Annotated in this window: 13 protein-coding genes; 5 read left to right on the top strand and 8 right to left on the bottom strand. The window is 63.0% G+C overall.

All coding sequences use genetic code 11. The annotated features are described in order from the left end of the window. Positions 1-372 precede the first annotated feature (372 nt). Positions 373-2,424 carry an alpha-galactosidase gene (locus tag AC6UAL_RS03340; protein ID WP_500681945.1) on the top strand — a complete coding sequence of 684 codons (2,052 nt, stop codon included), beginning with the start codon at positions 373-375 and terminating at the stop codon, positions 2,422-2,424. Between the two features lie 127 nt (positions 2,425-2,551). On the opposite strand, the gene AC6UAL_RS03345 is transcribed toward AC6UAL_RS03340, so the two are convergent. Continuing rightward, complete coding sequence (locus AC6UAL_RS03345; RefSeq protein WP_500681988.1) at positions 2,552-3,661, bottom strand: tyrosine-type recombinase/integrase; 1,110 nt, start codon at positions 3,659-3,661, stop codon at positions 2,552-2,554. Between the two features lie 233 nt (positions 3,662-3,894). Here AC6UAL_RS03345 and AC6UAL_RS03350 point away from each other — a divergent pair, with 233 nt between their 5' ends. After that, positions 3,895-4,716 (top strand): hypothetical protein, encoded by an 822-nt coding sequence (locus AC6UAL_RS03350; protein ID WP_500681946.1) that lies wholly within the window; start codon positions 3,895-3,897, stop codon positions 4,714-4,716. A 190-nt stretch (positions 4,717-4,906) separates the two neighbouring features. Here the strand turns inward: AC6UAL_RS03350 and AC6UAL_RS03355 are convergent, their stop codons facing one another. From AC6UAL_RS03355 to AC6UAL_RS03365, 3 genes are all read right to left on the bottom strand, one after another. Next, positions 4,907-7,123 carry an inorganic phosphate transporter gene (locus tag AC6UAL_RS03355; RefSeq protein WP_500681947.1) on the bottom strand — a complete coding sequence of 739 codons (2,217 nt, stop codon included), beginning with the start codon at positions 7,121-7,123 and terminating at the stop codon, positions 4,907-4,909. Between the two features lie 303 nt (positions 7,124-7,426). Further along, on the bottom strand, positions 7,427-7,705 hold the full coding sequence (locus AC6UAL_RS03360) for an ankyrin repeat domain-containing protein (protein WP_500681948.1): 279 nt from the start codon (positions 7,703-7,705) through the stop codon (positions 7,427-7,429). Positions 7,706-7,711: 6 nt separating this feature from the next. After that, positions 7,712-7,921, bottom strand: coding sequence for a hypothetical protein (locus AC6UAL_RS03365; RefSeq protein WP_500681949.1), 210 nt, complete (start codon positions 7,919-7,921; stop codon positions 7,712-7,714). A gap of 363 nt (positions 7,922-8,284) precedes the next feature. Here AC6UAL_RS03365 and msrB point away from each other — a divergent pair, with 363 nt between their 5' ends. From msrB to AC6UAL_RS03380, 3 genes are all read left to right on the top strand, one after another. Continuing rightward, on the top strand, positions 8,285-9,262 hold the full coding sequence (gene msrB / locus AC6UAL_RS03370) for a peptide-methionine (R)-S-oxide reductase MsrB (protein WP_500681989.1): 978 nt from the start codon (positions 8,285-8,287) through the stop codon (positions 9,260-9,262). Between the two features lie 257 nt (positions 9,263-9,519). Next, positions 9,520-10,173: a PhoU domain-containing protein gene (locus AC6UAL_RS03375; protein ID WP_500681950.1), complete on the top strand. Its 654-nt coding sequence runs from the start codon at positions 9,520-9,522 to the stop codon at positions 10,171-10,173. A 24-nt stretch (positions 10,174-10,197) separates the two neighbouring features. Further along, the gene (locus tag AC6UAL_RS03380) at positions 10,198-10,884 is read left to right on the top strand and encodes a response regulator transcription factor (protein WP_500681951.1); all 687 of its coding nucleotides are present in this window, start codon (positions 10,198-10,200) and stop codon (positions 10,882-10,884) included. A 369-nt stretch (positions 10,885-11,253) separates the two neighbouring features. On the opposite strand, the gene AC6UAL_RS03385 is transcribed toward AC6UAL_RS03380, so the two are convergent. The 4 genes from AC6UAL_RS03385 to AC6UAL_RS03400 form a co-directional block, all read right to left on the bottom strand. Then, positions 11,254-12,762 carry a pyruvate carboxylase subunit B gene (locus AC6UAL_RS03385; RefSeq protein ID WP_500681952.1) on the bottom strand — a complete coding sequence of 503 codons (1,509 nt, stop codon included), beginning with the start codon at positions 12,760-12,762 and terminating at the stop codon, positions 11,254-11,256. 206 nt (positions 12,763-12,968) lie between these two features. Further along, positions 12,969-13,550, bottom strand: a complete 582-nt coding sequence (locus AC6UAL_RS03390; RefSeq protein ID WP_500681953.1) for a shikimate kinase — start codon at positions 13,548-13,550, stop codon at positions 12,969-12,971. Between the two features lie 139 nt (positions 13,551-13,689). Further along, entirely contained in the window at positions 13,690-14,511 is an 822-nt protein-coding gene (gene dapF / locus AC6UAL_RS03395; protein ID WP_500681954.1) for a diaminopimelate epimerase, read from the bottom strand. A 186-nt stretch (positions 14,512-14,697) separates the two neighbouring features. Then, entirely contained in the window at positions 14,698-15,186 is a 489-nt protein-coding gene (locus AC6UAL_RS03400) for a ferritin (RefSeq protein WP_500681955.1), read from the bottom strand. Positions 15,187-15,198: the final 12 nt, after the last annotated feature.

Below are 15,198 nucleotides of genomic sequence, written 5' to 3' on the forward strand. Positions count from 1 at the left end.
AAGCACGGCCGAACGCAATTTTACAGGTAAATGCAGTTTCATAAGAGTGAGATCTAAAAGTAAATTCGGCTCCCGGAGTCGCCAGAGAGCTGAGCTTCCCGTACCTCTACCATAGCGCACGCGCGAAGTCAAGCAGGAAAAAGCCTCTTTGGGGACTATAACACAAAAAAAATCCTCCGGATTCTACTCAACAGTGTACTGAGGGAATATTCCTTGCCTCAGCCCCCCGGGTTGAGGCGTATGACAGAATCAGATAAAAAGCCTCCTCCGAATTGACCCTCTGTCTTTAAGAGGATAGCCAAAGCGTGAATTCCGCCGCTGAATCTCTTTTTTTCCTTGTGCAAGGCCACCTCGGCATGATAGGCTCCGGACATGTCTTATCACATCATGACCGGACTGCTGTCGCTGAGTATCTTGGCGGGTGGGATCGGCCTGGCGGATAATGCCACGCTTCCTGCTGCCAACCCGGCGGTCTCTCAAAACCAAAATTGCATTATGCTCGAAAACGAATTCCTCACCGTCGAAGTCAACAAGGCGGGTCGTCGCCTCGCCGGCGTCATCGTTCAGGATAAGATCAACGGCCGTACCTATGACCTCGGCAATGAGATTTTTGCCCTTCAGGTCTGCGACGAAGATACGGATGAAGCTTGCTCCAAAAAGGAGTTCAAAGAAACCTTCCACACGATTTCTGCCGAGACTCTGATGTGCGGTCAGCCGCGCGTCGAACAAATCGCAGCCGTTCCCGGTGCGCGCCGCCTCGCGGATCGCCTGCCGGGGCAACGCGTCACGGTGCCCTTCGTGGTGACGAGCGACGGCCACAACCTGACTTGGTGGCTCGAGCTGCGCGCCGGTCAGCCCTACGTGCGCGTGGGTGTCGATGTGCGCCCGCAGCAATTCACAATGCCTCTTCGTAAGGTGACTCTACTCCGGGTAGCGGCTCCCGAGGCTCGCGTGGAAGGCTCCGTGAAGGGGGCCCCGATCGTGGCGGCCGGCAATCGCCTCTTCGCCGGTGTGGAGCACCCGATGTGCCTCTCAGAGGTGACGGAGAAGGGCTTTGCCTGCTCGCTGGAGCGCAAGACGGATCTGCCCTGCCGCGTAACGACGAGCTTCTCTGCGGTGCTCGGCTTCTGCCAGCCCTCGCAGCTTCGCCGCACCTTCCAGCTGGCCTACATCAACAAGGAGCGTGCCCGCGCCTACGAGCCCTTCCTCAACTACAACACTTGGTATGACATCGGCTACTTCACGCCCTACGACGAGAAGGCTGCAATGGAGACGGTGCGTATCTTCGGCGAAGAGCTGGTCAAGAAGCGCGGCGTGAAGATGGACTCCTTCCTCATGGATGACGGTTGGGATGATACGACCACGATGTGGGAGTTCCACGACGGGCTGCCCAACGAGTTCCGCAAAGTCAAGGATCTGGCAGCCCAGTACAATGCGGCTCCCGGCGTGTGGTTCTCACCTTGGGGCGGCTACGGCGACCCGAAGAAGCAGCGCATCGCTGCCTCGGGCAATCAGTACGAGACCAACGAGAGCGGCTTTGCTCTCTCCGGCCCGAAGTACTACAAGCGCTTCTTGGAGATGTGCCAGCACATGATCCGCGAGAACGGTATCAACCACTTCAAGTTCGACGGTACGTCGGGTGAGGCGGAGCCGGCCGAGGGCTCGAAGTTCGGATCGGATTTCGAGGCTATTATCGCGCTGATCAACGAGCTGCGCAACGAGAAGCCCGATATCTACATCAACCTGACGACGGGCACTTGGGCTTCGCCCTTCTGGTTCGGCATTGCCGATTCGATCTGGCGCGGCAACTGGGACCACGACTTCTGCGGTGAGGGCAGCGAGCGCAACCAGTGGATTACCTTCCGCGATGCGATGATCTACAAGTACAATGTGGAGGGCTCTCCGCTTTTCCCGATCAATTCGCTGATGACGCACGGCGTGATCTACAACAAGGGCGCCCGCGGCCTCAAGACGACCTCCGGCGATGACCTCGCCAAGGAGATCTGGAGCGGCTTCGGCCTCGGCACGCAGATGCAAGAGCTCTACATCACGCCCTCGATGCTCACGCAGCAGGAGTGGGACACGCTGGCCGCTGCCGCCAAGTGGGCCCGCGAGAATGCGGAGACGATGGTCGACTCTCACTGGGTGGGCGGCGATCCGGCCGATCTGGCCGTCTACGGCTTCGCCTCCTGGTCGCCCAAGAAGGGCATTCTGACGCTTCGCAACCCGAATGCCACCGAACAGAGCTTCAGCTTCGATGCGGCGGCCGTCTTCGAACTGCCTGTCGGAGCAGCCTCGGTCTACAAGCTCAGCTCCCCCAAGGGTGACAAGCTGCCGGCTGAGACGATTGAGGCCGGCAAGCCGGTGACGATCAAGCTGGCGCCCTTCGAGGTGCTGGTGCTTGAGGCGACGCCCGTCAAGTAAGCCTCGGCCCTGCGCCGTATCTCTTTTTCGAGCCCGCCGATGCCTGAGTGCATCGGCGGGCTCTTGCCGTTTCTGCGGCGGGGCGTTTCTGCCGAGGCCTTTCGGCGGGGGCCTTTCGGCGGGGGCTTCAAAGTTGCAGCTGCCAGAAGCGCCGCGCCGCTGCGGCGGTGATGCCGGCGGGGTTGAGGTAGCGCGTTTGCAGCAGCGCGAGGCTGCGATGCCCCATGTAGAGTTGCAGCTCGGGGAGGTTGCGGAATCGGCGCGCGTGATAGCTGGCGTAGGTGTGGCGCAGCACGTCGGGCACCCAGTGCTCAAAGCCCGCGCAGCGCCGCAGCTCGCGCCAGCGGCGCAGCCACTGCGGCGGGCAGATCGGCCCGCAGCCCGAGGCCGGGCGGCAGAGCCGCAGCATGCGCCGGAGCGGCGGGCTGAGCGGCACCAGACGGCCGCCGCCGGTCTTGGCATGCGTGGGGCGGATGCACACGGCGCTGTCTTGCCAGCAGATGTCCTGCCAGTCGAGGCGGGCCACCTCTGCCGGGCGCACCCCGGCGTGGAGCATGAGCCCCAGAGCCGGGCGGCAGGCGCGGTGGGCGGGGCGGCGGGCGGCTTGCAGCAGGCGTTCGCATTCGGCCGGGGCGAGCGGGCGTATTTCCGCCTCGCGCACGGGCGGCGCGTCGATGGCGTCGACGGGGTTGGCGCTGCACCAGCCCTGCCGCCGCCCGTAGGCGAAGATGCTGTGCAGGATGGCGCGTCCCTTGCGGTAGCTGTGGGCGCTGCGCCCGAAGGCGCTCTCGAGCATCCGGCGGCACTCGTCGGCCCCGATGCTGCGCAGCGGGCTTTCCGCGACGCCCGGCAGGCGCAGCAGGCGATTGGTGAAGCTGTGCAGGTCGCGCAGGGTGAGGGGGCGGCGGTGGGCGCGGGCGGCGAGGCTCAGGCGGGCGACTTCGGCGAAGGGGCGCGTCTGCTCGCGCCGACGCAGGGCTTCTGCCCCGGCCCGGAGGAGTTCGCGCAGGCGGAGGATGAGGGTGCTGCGCCCGGCGTCGGCGCGCAGCCGGAGAGCCTCGGCGGCTTCGAGGATGAGGCGTGCGGCATCGGCGGTGTCGATGCCGAGCTGCCGAAGCAGGATGCGCCCTGCGTGTTCTCGTTTCCTGATGTTCATGTCGTCTCCCGATGCCGCTGCGTTCTCCGCGCCCTGCGGACGCCTCCATGAAACAGCATCATCAATGCTGAAATCAAGCACGAAGTTCAATGAAATCATTATGTTCGTGGCGGGAACGCATTTCCCGACGTCGCCCCGTTCACGAATACACGAAGGCCCAAGGGCTCCAAAAATCTCTCACATATATGCAACAGACTTTTAATGAACGGAGTATAAAAATCAGCATTGATGATGCTTATCATAACAGGGGGAGGACTCATTCCGGTCTCTCTCCGTCCCCACTCGGATTCACCCCCTACACACGACAGACAGCTATGGCCAAAGATTATCTCAAAATGGCGGAGTGCCAACCGCCGCTCACGATGTGCGATGCCCTGGTATGGATTCGCGAGCCGCTCATGATGGAGACGGTCTCGCCGCTCGTGCTGGCGAAGTTCATGGATTTCTTCGGCCTGAAATGCTGGGCCGTGGCCTGCTCAGAGCCGGTTGACGTGATTGAGTATTATGCCGAGTGGTACGACAACTGCACGCGAATGATGCAGGAGGAGAACAAGGCTCGCATCATGCCGCTGCTCTCGGCGGCTGCGCCGGTTCTGTGGAATTTTGATCTGTTCGGTGAGAGGGACTGGGCGGGTTTCATCATCGATGAGTCGCAGAATCTGCTGGGCACTGACCGCATGTACCGTTTCATCTTCGAGCAGGCGAAGGAGAGGCGGGTGCCGGTATACATATGCACGAATGAGGATGAGGTGTTGCAGGCGACTCGATATACCCGCTTTTTTGAGGAGTTTCCGGAGGTGAAGGTGGTGTTGGTGCCCCGGTTTCTGAGTGAGTCTCTGCTCGGGCTTTTGGGGGTTTACCCGCAGGTGCGGCTGACGATGGCGAATTTGCATTCGCATGAGTTGCGGATTCTGCGGGGGTACGAGGAGCATTTGGTATACGGCTCGGGTTTTCCGCAGGGGCTGCGCCGCACCGACCATTTGTACCGCTGGCAGAACAAGAATTTGTATCTTGATCCGGACGGTGTGACGGAGCCGATGGAGGCGGTTTACCGCTCGCACCGCGAGTTTTGTCTGAAGTTGTTCGGGGAGGATGTGTTCGCCATGGCGTTTTTGAATTTGTTTTCGTCGCGCTGAGTTTGCCGAGCCGCTTTTCCTCATCAGTTTCCCCCGATCGGTTCCCGCGATCAGCTTCCCTGCCCGGAGGCGCGGGAGAGAGCGGGGGCGAAATGCGAGGGGCTGCCGCATCCCGGACGATGCGGCAGCCCCCTTCGGTGTCTCTGCTGCGGGCCCGCCGACGGGTGGGCGGGGCGCCGAGGTGCAGGGCTCAGCCTTCGAAGAGCTCTTTGATGCAGCGGATGAGCGAGAAGGCGTGGCTGACCATGGCTCGGGTTTCGTTGAGCAGGGTGAGGTAGAGGATGCCGTTGCGCAGGCCGCTCTCGTCTCCGGCGCTGTGCATGAGGTGGCGCGTGATGAGCTCGGCGAAGTCGTTGCCGAGCTTGACGCTGTCTTCGAGCATGCTTTCGATGCCTTTGTAGTCTCCGGCGACGAGCATGTCGGTGAGGTTGGGGTAGAAGCGGCCGATTTTGTCGGTGAGGGCCAGCAGGTCGCGCCCCTGCTCTTCGTTGAGTCCGGCGTGGTTGTTGTCGATGTGGTTGAAGGCGGCTTTGACGAGGGTGAGCAGGCATTCGCAGGTGGCGCAGGAGATTTGCGAGATGCGGAAGATGAGCTGGCCGCGGTCGGCTAACTGGCTCGGCAGGCTGGAGAGGGTGGGGATGACTTCGTTCTCGCGCATGAGTTCGAGGTCTCGCTTGAGGGAGCGGGTTTTCTTGCGCAGGCGCTTGAGGCTGTCTCGGTCTTCGTTGAGCAGGGCCTGCACCATGGCTTTGTAGATGCCGATCATGCGGCCGAGGCGCCCGGCTGCGGCTTCACCGAAGTCGTGCACGGCGCCTTCTTTGTTGACGTCGAGCAGTTTGATTTCCTGCTTGTCCCCTCGGGTGAAGAAGGTGGATTTGATGAGCAGGGCGCCGACGATGAGCAGCATGACGACGACGCCCCAGAAGCCGCCGAAGCACATGATGAGCGCGACGATGAAGGCGGCGAAGCAGGCCGCAAGCGCGGTGAGGAACCAGCCGCCGATGACGGTGAGTACGCCGGTGATGCGGTAGACGGCGCTGTCTCTCCCCCAAGCGCGATCGGAGAGGGAGGAGCCCATGGCGACCATGAAGGTGACGTAGGTGGTGGAGAGGGGGAGCTGGTAGGAGGTGGCGACGGAGATGAGCAGCGCGGCCAGGGTGAGGTTGACGGAGCCGCGAATCTGGTCGTAGAGCGCACTGCTTTCTTCTTCGGGGCGCAGGGGCTCGAAGCGCTTGGCGACGAATCCGGCGACGGGGGCGGGGGTGATGCGGCGCACGAAGCGGATGGTGTTGAGCGCGTAGCGCACCATGACGCGGGCGGGCGGGCTGGAGCCGAAGCGCTCTTTGCCGGCGGTGTTCGATGAGGAGAGTTTGAGCTCGGTTTCGGTGACTTTGCGGGCTTTCTTCGACATGAAGAGGGCGCCGACCATGATGAGCCCGGCGATGAACAGGTAGATGAAGTCGGTGTGGGCGGGTTCGGCGAGCGCACCCATGGAGAGGTCATCGAGGCTGCCGCCCTGGGCCAGCCAGGCGTCGGCGATTTGCATGGATGACTGCGCGGCCATGAAGACGCCGATGAAGTTGACGAGGTCGTTGCCGGCGAAGGCGAGGGCGAGGGCGCCGGTGCCGGCCAGCACGGTGATGCGCAGGGTGTTGACGTGCAGGAGATGTTGCAGGATGGCGGTGATGACGACCCAGCCGCCGAAGGTTGCCAGCAGCAGGCTGCCGAGGTTGAGCTCCATGAGCTGCATGAGCTCAGGATCCATGATGGGGCTGCTCTTGAGGCCTTTGAAGATGGCGAAGTAGCAGATGGCCGTGAGGGCGGCGCCGCACCACAACGGGCCGATGAGGCGGAAGGTGCGGTGGTAGCGGAAGCTGAAGAGCAGGCGCGCCAGCCACATGACGATGGTGCCGGCGATGAAGGCGATGGCGACGGAGCAGAAGATGCCGCTGACGATGATGACGGCTTTCTCTGTGTTGATGTACTGGCCCAAGCCGCTGCCGAGTGCGGAGTTTTGCAGGCTGTAGACGGCGGTGCCGAGGGCTGAGCCGAGCAAGGAGAAGACGAGGGAGACGGTTGTTGAGGTGGGCAGTCCCAAGGTGTTGAAGACGTCCAGCAGGATGACGTTGGCCACCATGACGGCCAGGAAGAGGAGCATGACTTCGCGGAAGGTGAAGTACTGCGGGACGATGACGCCGCTGCGGGCGATCTCCATCATGCCGTTGGAGAAGCAGGCACCCAGAATGACGCCGACGGCGGCGACGGCGGCCACCTGCATGTAGGTGCCGGCACGGCAACCGAGTGATGAGTTGAGGAAGTTGCAGGCATCGTTGCTCACGCCGACGATGAGGCCGAAGACGGAGAGGAGCAACAGCATGCCGTAGATCACATAGTATGTCGTGTCCATGTTGACACTTTTCGTATCATGTTCACGGCGGAATGGCAAGAAAAATGTGTCGATCTCGCCGCAGAGCATCACCTGTTTCAGGGGCGCGAGCCGAGATTTTGAGCCGCTTTCGGGCGGCTAAATCGCGATGCAGGCCCCTGCCCTGCGGCGCAGGACGGGGCGCTGCTTGGGGCCGGCTTCGCCTGCGCCTTCCGGGCGCCTCAGGGCGCCTCAGGGCGCCTCAAGACGCCTCAAGACGCCTTCTGGACGCCTTCTGGACGCCTTCTGGACGCCTCAGGGTGGCTCAGGGTGGCTCAGGGCGGCTCAGGGCGGCAGGCGGACGACGTCCGCGTGACCATATTCGGCAGCTCGGTGCAGCGGAGGGGTGCCGTCCTCATCCTCGGCGTTGATGTCGGCTCCCGCTGCCGTCAGCAGGCGGATGAGCTCGGTGTCTCTCTCTTCACAGGCGCGGGAGAGTGCTATGGGGTATTTCTCGCGGGCAATGCCGCGCTCTGAGAGTTGTTTTCTCGCTTGCTCCGGGGTGCTCTGCGCGAGTCCTTCGGCAGAGGCTGAGTTGCAGGCTGGAGTTTTTGTCGGCGTCATGGGTGTTTACTCCTCGCCCTTGGTTGCCAAGGCGTCGGCGTACTCCGGGCTGAATGAGACGGGGCGGGTGATGACGGCTTCGCGGACTTCGCCGCCCGTGAAGACTTTTTCCTGCGCTTCGAGCCGCAGGGTCTCGGGGCGCTTTTCATGCGGGTCCGGATACGCCACGAGGGTTTTAGCGGTGCCGAAGTCGATGCCGATGGCTTGCGTGCTCATGTGAAACCGGAGAGAGGGTGCGGATACTCTCCTAAGCGGAGGGGAATTTGTCAAGGCGGACGGTTCTCTTGCTCGGTGCTGCGGCCACGTGTGACGGGTCGGCACGGAGTCGGGATGCGGGAGCCTGGGCGTGCCTCATCAGGGTGTTGTCGGGACGGCGCAAAGACTGTGGCCATCTCATCGACGCTGTCTACGGGCAGCGGAGGGACTTTCCGCACGTCGCTTTTCACGGCGGGGTTCAAAGGGTGCACTGCGCTCACACGGGGCGGGAACAGGGGCGGATGCGGTGGGGCTGCCGTTTACGGCTTGCGTTGCGGCCTGTTTCGCGGTATAAGAGGCGAGGTGCGACGGGGAAGTCGCGTGATGAAGATGACGATGATGATGAAGGAGCTGTATTTGGCCGGCGGGTGCTTTTGGGGCACGGAGCATTATATGAAGCAGGTGGCCGGGGTGACGGACACGGAGGTGGGCTACGCGAACAGTGTGGTTGCTTCGCCGAGTTATGAGCAGGTGAAGACCGGGGAGACGCAGGCGGCGGAGACGGTGCGCGTGCGCTATCATCCGCTGATTGTTTCGCTGCGCGAGCTGGCGGAGCTTTACCTGCGGAGTATTGATCCTCTGAGTGTGAATCAGCAGGGGAACGATGTCGGCACGCAGTATCGCACGGGTATTTATTTTACGGATGCGGCGGATGAGCCGGTGCTGCGCGAGCTGTTGGAGGAGCGGGCGGCGGAGCTGGGGAAGCCGCTGGCGGTTGAGTTGCTCCCGCTGGAGAATTTTTTCCCGGCGGAGGCGTACCATCAGGATTATTTGGAGCTGCGGCCGGACGGGTACTGCCATCTGGCGCCGGAGTTGTTTGCGGAGGCTAGGGCTTTTCGCCCGGCTTCCCGTTTTCACCGCCCGGATGATGAGACGCTGCGCCGCACGCTGACGCGCGAGCAGTATGCGGTGACGCAGGAGTCGGCGACGGAGAATCCTTTTTTCAACGCTTATTTCAAGGAGACGCGCGAGGGGATTTACGTGGATGTGACGACGGGTGAGCCGCTTTTCGTGTCGACGGATAAGTTTGAGTCGGGCTGCGGCTGGCCGGCTTTTTCCAAGCCTATTGATAGGAGTTTACTGACGGAGCATGAGGACCGTACGTATGCTCACCGCATTCGCACGGAGGTGCGGAGCGCGACGGGTGATGCGCACCTCGGCCATGTGTTTAACGACGGGCCGGCCGAGCTCGGGGGTTTGCGTTACTGCATCAACAGTGCGGCGCTGCGCTTTGTGCCCCGCGAGGAGATGGAGGCTCAGGGCTACGGGGATTATCTGGCGCTGCTTCCGGAGCGTTCCTGAGCTGTTCGGGGGCGCGGGGTTCGCTTTGTGGCGCAGCCGGCTCGGCAGGGCCGGCTGCGCTGCGTCTTTTGTGCGCCGTCAGCGGGGCTTTTGCCTCTCGCGGGGTTGCTTTGTGGCGTTTGCGCCACGTTGGTGCCGGGGCGGCGTGGCGTTTTATTCACTCGAGGATGCTTGATTTATGCCGGGGTTCATGGTGAGATAGAGGCGCTGCGAGGGAGTGGTTCCCGCGGCACCAAGAAGTAAAGAAGTATATGGATATGGATAATATTGAAACGCCTGATTATTTCCCGGAACTCAGCCGCAAGGTGCGCGATCTGATCAACCGTGTTCGCGATGCGCTTTTCCGCGTCGATTCGCAGCTTTGCCTGCGCTTGATGGCGGAGTGCTCGGCGCTGCAGACGGAGACGCGCAAGGCGGAGGCAGATTGCAATGCGAATCTGCTGGTGGGGATGACGGACGCTGAGGATCGCCTGCAGTTGGTGCGCTGTGCGCAGCGCTGTAGCCGTCTGGGGCGCATCGTGCATCAGGCTCTCCAGATTGTGCAGAATGTGCACGAGATTGCGGATCAGATTGAGCCGTCGGATATTGAGGCGTTTAAGCCGATTTATCTGATGGCTGAGGTGGAGTTGCAGGATGCGGTGCTGTCGATTCTGCGCGATGATGAGCGCCTGGCTTACGGGGTTCGCTCGAAGGATGAGGAGCTGGATCAGATGTATGCCAAGGAGATGGAGCGGATTTTCCACAATACGTCTTCGGCGATGTTTTACAATTTTCACACGGGGACGAGTTTGCTGTTCATTCTGCGGGCGATCGAGCGTATCGGCGATCATGCGAAGGAGTTGGCGATTCCGTCTTTTTACCTGTTGACGGCAGGGGGACGCAGCGTCGGTGAGAAAAGGTGTGCGATCTGAGTTCTTTTCTGATACAATTGCGCCATGAATATTCTGATTGTCGAGGATGATGAGGATATCGCCGAGTTGGTGGCTTTCAATCTCGAGCGGCAGGGGTGGTCGGCTTCGATGGCTCACGAGGGAACGGAGGGGCTGGAGCTGATTCGCAGCACGCGCCCGGATCTCGTGATTCTCGATATTATGCTGCCGGGGATGGACGGGCTTGAGATTTACCGAGCGATGAAGGGCAGTCCGCTGACGGCGTCGATTCCGGTGCTTTTTCTGACGGCTCGTGCGCAGCTTGAGGATAGGCTGGCGGGGTTGAAGCTGGGGGCGGATGATTATGTGACGAAGCCTTTCAGCCCGAAGGAGTTGATGCTGCGCGTCCGCAATATCCTCTCGCGCGCGAATGCGGGGGCGGCGCGTTTGATTGTGCGCTCGGGCTCTCTGGTGCTCGACAAAAATACGCTGCACGCTTCGCTCGCGGGGGAGCCTCTCGATTTGACGACGGCCGAGTTCAAGCTTCTGGCTTATCTCATGGAGCGCCCCGGCAAGGTGCAGGATCGCTATGAGCTGCAGAAGATTCTCTTCGGCTATGCCGATACGACGCAGTCGCGCGCGCTCGATACGCACGTGAAGCGCCTGCGCCAGAAGCTCGGTTCTTATGCGGGCTGTATTGTGACGGAACGCGGCACGGGGTATTATTTCGAGCCGATGGCCGAGGGGGTCTGATCGGCGCGAGCCGCCGGCTTGACGGATGTCATTGAGTACAAAACGGTGCGCCTTTGGGGGCGCACCGTTTTTGTTTTCGCACGCGCGTTGACCCCGCCTGCTCGCTCCGGATGCGACAGGGCGGATTTCCCGCAGCCGGAGGGGGGATATAATCGCCGGGGTGAAGGCTGCTCGGGAGAAACTGCGGGGAAAGCTGCTCGGGGAAGCCCGGCGCGATGGCGCCCCGGCGCGGGGGGAGTCCGGCGCGGGGAGATCTCGGCGCGGGTGCATCCCGGCGTGCTCGACAAAAGACCGCCCCCGGCTGCTGCGCGGGGGCGGTCGATGAGAAGGGTGAAGCCCCCTGCTCTTGAGCCGAGGGCTTGAGAGGTTTTACTTCTCGACGATGTGGACGTCGTACTGACGGCCCATGATGTTGAGCGTCATGTCGTGGCCGTTGATGGAGGCGCTGACGCCGACGGAGTTCAGCGCGACCTGCGTGCCGAGGCTGGCCTGCGGGGCGCTTTCCTTGGGCTTGGCGGTCGGCGGCTCGGGGCGCTTGCCGGCGTAGTAGTCCTCCAGCTGCTGCGGGAACATGGCGTAGATGACGCAGTTCTCGTCGGTGACGGGCAGGCCCTTGGCGGCGAGTTTCTCGCGGAGGGCCGGCATGCCGGGCTTGATGAGGTCGGCGGGGCGGCAGGTGATGGGATCCTTGCCCATCTTCTTGGCGCAGAGGGCCTGAAGGTCTTTGTCCACCGGGGCGGGGGTGTGGCCGTAGTAGCCGAGGGCGACGTCGGCGCACTGCGGGGTGATGTTCTTCCAGCGGCCGAACTTGACGTTCATCATGGCCTGCACGCCGACGATCTGGGAGGTCGGGGTGACGAGCGGGATCCAGCCGAGGGCTTCGCGCACGACGGGGATTTCGGCGAACACTTCCTCGAACTTGTCGGTCATGTTCATCTCCTTGAGCTGGTTGCGGAAGTTCGAGAGCATGCCGCCGGGCACCTGATAGCGCAGCGTGTCGCTGTTGACGATTTCGTTCTTGTGGCTGGTGAAGCGCGAGAGGCTGTCGTAGATGGGCTGCAGGCGAGCCGAGAGGTCGGCGAGCTTGGCGCAGAAGTCGTCCGCCACGACCGGGCAGCGATCATAGCCCTTGAGAAGAGCAAGCATGCGCATGCAGTCGGGCTGGCCCGTGCCGTTGGCAAAGGGGGCGATGGAGCAGTCGACCGCATCGGCTCCGGCGTTGATGGCGGCAACGTAGGTGGCTGCACCCAAGCCGGCGGTATCGTGCGTGTGCACCCAGACGGGCAGGCCGACTTCCTTCTTGAGCATCGCCGTCAGGGCGGCGGCTTCGCTCGGGGGGATGAGGCCGGCCATGTCTTTGATGACGATGCCGTCAGCGCCCATGTCGGCAATCTTGCGGCCGAGCTTGCCGAAGTATTCGAGGTTGTGCACCGGGGAGGTGGTGTAGCAGATGGTGCCGTGGGCGGTGGCGCCGGCTTCCTTGGCTGCGCGGATGGAGGTGCGCATGTTTTCCGGATCGTTCAGGCAGTCGAAGATGCGGAAGATGTTCATGCCGTGCTTGGCGCTGAGCTTGACGAAGGCTTCGACGACGTCGTCGGCGTAGTTGGTGTAGCCGACCATGTTCTGACCGCGCAGCAGCATCATGTGCGGGGTCTTCGGCGCGAGCTTCTTGAGCGTGTCAAGGCGTTCGAAGGGGAGTTCACCGAGGAAGCGAAGGCCGGCGTCGATGGAGGCGCCGCCCCAAGTCTCGAGGGCCGAGAAGCCCATCGTGTCCAGAATCGGTGCAAGATCGAGCATCTGCTCGGTGGACATGCGGGTGGCTGCGAGCGACTGGTGGCCGTCGCGCAGGACAGTGCAGTTGAATGTAGCGGGTTTCATGATGAAAAAAGGCTGCGGTGCCGCTGTTGCGGCTCTGCGGGAATCCTACCACAGTCGGCGGGTTGGCGTCAAGCAGGAAACGCAATTTGTCCGCTTGCTGACGCGCATCGCCGAACGCGGTCTCGACGGAGCTCTCGGCGGAGCTTTCGGCGCAGCTTTCGGCGCAGCCTCGGACGCGGTTTTCGGCGCGGTTCCCGACGGCTGCGTCAGCGGTGGGAGCGCCGCAGGGCGGCAAAGTAGCGATTGGCGGCTTTGCAGATGCGCCGCGCGGTGGCAAAGACGTTGGTGTGCGAGCAGTCGAGCGAGAGGTGCGAGGCGGCGGCATAGGCGGCGCGGCGCTCGTTGAAGAGGCGCCTGAGGGTGCCTTCGGGGTCGGCGTTTTGCAGCAGGGGGCGATGGTTGCTGCCGGCGGTGCGCTGCAGCAGGATGCGGACGTCGACGTTGAGCCAGACGACGAAGCCGATGTGGCGCAGCAGGCGGCGGTTTTCGTCGCGGATGACGGTGCCGCCGCCCGTGGAGATGATGGGCGGTACGCGCGTTTCATCGTGCTGGGTGTCGAGGTAGCGCAGCAGGGCGGTTTCAAGGGCGCGAAAGTGGGCTTCGCCGTATTCGGCAAAGATGTCGGGGATGCTTTTGCCGATTTGCTCTTCGATGACGGCGTCCGTGTCGAGCAGGGGCATGCCGGTCTGGCGGCTGAGCTCTTTGCCGACGGTCGATTTGCCGCAGCCCATCAGTCCGACGAGGATGATGGGGCGACCGTTGGTGTTGATTTGGTAGCGCGGTGGCATGGAGGGGGCTGCTGCCGAGAGGAGGCGGCGGGACGGCTCGTCAGGACGGCTCGTCAGGATGGCTCGGCGGGATGGAGGCGGCGGAGCGCGGGGGATGACCATCTCCCGCGCTCCGCCGTTCCGATGCGGCTAGGGCTCTTCAGAGGATGACTTCGCCGCGGAAGACGATGAGGGCGGGCCCGGTGAGGGTGACGTCGCTGAATTCGGTGGCGCCGACGCGCTTGAAGCCTACGGAGAGGGTGTCGCCGCCGGCGACGTCGAGGCTGATGGGCGAGGGGGCGTCCGTGAGCAGGGCGTGCAGGAGGGCGGTGGCGGTCATGCCGGTGCCGCAGGCGAGGGTTTCGTCTTCAACGCCGCGTTCGTAGGTGCGCAGTTTGAGGTGCTGCGGGCTGAGGACGGTGGCGAAGTTGGCGTTGGTGCCGGCGGGGGCGAAGGCTTTGTGGTAGCGCAGGTAGGCGCCCATTTTGCGGATGTCGATGTCGTCGACCGACGGGAGGTAGGCGACGGCATGGGGGACGCCGGTGTTGAGGAAGTGGACGGGCGCCGGGATGACGTCGTCGGCCGGCAGGGCGTTGAGTTTGAGGTCTTTCGGCGTGGTGAGCTGAATGGTGACGCTGTCGTCGTCGTTGACGGTGCCGCGCACGAGGCCGGCGATGGTTTCAAAGTGCATGTCTCGCAGTTGGCCGTCGGTGAGGAATTCGACGAAGGCGGTGAAGCAGCGCGCGCCGTTGCCGCACATTTCGGCTTCTCCGCCGTCGGAGTTGTAGTAGCGCATGCGCACGTCGCCTTGGCCCTGCGCGGGTTCAACGGCGATGAGGCCGTCGGCTCCGATGCCGAAGCGGCGGTCGCAGAGCGCGGCGATGTTGTCGCGGGTGAGCAGCTCGCTGAGGGAGAGGTCGCGGTTGTCGATCATGACAAAGTCGTTACCCGCACCCGTCATTTTGTAAAACTGAAGCATCATAGCGGGGCTATTGTAGCAGAGTTGAGCCCCGGGTGCAAGCCCGAGGCTCGATACGCTGTGTTTCACGGGGCGTCCGGCGCTGCCGCGACGGAGGCGCGACGGGGACTCGACGGTGCCGCGATGATGTCAGAGCCGGGCTCGCAGCGCGGCGGCGCGGCGGCGCGGCGGCGGGGGCTGCGAGGCTTATTATTCGCGGCGTTCACCCAAGCGGGCGTCGACGCGCATGAGGCCGCCGGTGTTGCCTTCGCAGAGGGCGATGTAGTCGACGATTTCGGTGACGGCGTTTTCTTCCTGCACTTGCTCAGCGGCGTATTCGAGCAGGAGGTGCTGGGAGGCGTAGTCTTGTTCGCTGACGCAGAGGTCGAGTAGTTTGTTGATGGCGGCGGTGATGGCGCGTTCGTGTTCAAGGGTGTGGCGGAAGGTCTCGGCAAGGCTGCGCCGCTCGGGCAAGTGGGCGGGGATGGCGCTGAGGCGGACGGTGCCGCTCCGCTGCTCCAGGTAGTCGATGAGGCGCAGGGCGTGCTCGCATTCTTCCCGGTACTGGAGGCGCAGCCAGTGTGCGGCGCCGCGATAGCCTTGGGAGGCCATGTCGGCGGAGAGGGCGAGGTAGAGGTAGGCGGAGTCGAATTCGATGCCGATTTGCCGGCAGATGGCTTCTGCGATGTTGTCTTTCATGTTGCGGGTAAT

The sequence above is a fragment of the Candidatus Parakkermansia intestinigallinarum genome (assembly GCF_944389695.1).
Taxonomy (GTDB): Bacteria; Verrucomicrobiota; Verrucomicrobiia; order Verrucomicrobiales; family Akkermansiaceae; genus Akkermansia; species Akkermansia intestinigallinarum.